This window comes from Microvirga sp. P4_G7 (assembly GCF_056401005.1).
Map to the genome: position 1 here is coordinate 1 of NZ_JBFUKD010000996.1, position 1,002 is coordinate 1,002.

Here is a 1,002-nt window from a genome sequence, read left to right on the forward strand (position 1 = left end):
GCAACATAGTGCTCAGCCGCCTGCTCGGCGTGATCCTGGCAGGGCTTGCGGTTCAGTTCATCATCAACGGAGTCACCGCTATCGTCAGTGGGACGCAATGAGCATTGATTTCACGAGTTACGCCGCATCGTGAAGGAGTCGTAGAACGCCGGCCGGATCGTGATCGATAATCTTCAGATACGCGCGCAGACCTGCGATCGGCCGAGATCTGCCCTGTTCCCAGTCGCGGATTTGATGGATTGTGAAGCCGTAGATCGATGCGAAATCTTCCTGAGACAGCTTCGTCTTCTGACGGATGGCTTTCACGTCGACTTCCGCGGACACATGCACACGAGCCGGCGAAAGCTCCTCGCGTGCAATCGCCACAGCCTCGTTCGCCGCTTCGATTAGCCTCTTTCCATATCTGCTCATCGCTCACTTCCGAATGTCTGCACTCTCCGTTTGACCGATGCCCGCCATTCATCCGCGAGACCGCTGAGAATGCTCTTCAGCTCGTTGCGCTCTGCCTGAGACAGGTTGACCTTCTCACCCTTGGCATAGACGTCCAGCAAAAAGACAGGAATGTCCTCGGCGGCATAGAATGTAATGACTCGATACCCGCCACTTTTTCCTCTGCCGGGAGCAGCAAAGCGAACCTTTCGCGCGCCGCCTGTCCCTTGCATAAGATCGCCCGACGAGGGTTTGCTGGCAATCAGCTTGATGATGTCGGACCGATCGGTTTCCGACAGGCCGAGATTATCCGCCGCACGCCTGAACGCGTGGGTTTCGATCACGGTCTGCATGGACCAAAAATACGTGAATTACGTAGTTTGTCAATGGCCTTATAACGTTTCGAGCAACCGCCTCATCAGCGCCTGGCGGGGGGCGATCGACGAGATCAAGCCGTATTCTTGCAGGGTGTGCGCGCCGTCGCCGTCGATGCCGAGGCCGTCGAGGGTCGCTGTGCCGAGGGCAGCGGTGAAATTCCCATCCGATCCACCGCCGACGCGGGGCGCGGAGATC

At 57.9% G+C, this 1,002-nt stretch carries 2 protein-coding genes and 1 pseudogene; all 3 read right to left on the minus strand.

Features of this window, described 5'->3' with window-relative positions; translation table 11 throughout:
- Positions 1–117: 117 nt before the first annotated feature.
- The gene (locus AC1DT3_RS22500) at positions 118–411 is read right to left on the minus strand and encodes a helix-turn-helix domain-containing protein (RefSeq protein WP_477467391.1); all 294 of its coding nucleotides are present in this window, start codon (positions 409–411) and stop codon (positions 118–120) included.
- Positions 408–782: a type II toxin-antitoxin system RelE/ParE family toxin gene (locus tag AC1DT3_RS22505; protein ID WP_477467392.1), complete on the minus strand. Its 375-nt coding sequence runs from the start codon at positions 780–782 to the stop codon at positions 408–410. The genes AC1DT3_RS22500 and AC1DT3_RS22505 overlap by 4 nt, the downstream gene beginning before the upstream one ends.
- Before the next feature lie 39 nt (positions 783–821).
- Positions 822–1,002 (minus strand): annotated as a pseudogene (locus AC1DT3_RS22510) (M20 family peptidase); the annotation flags it as partial.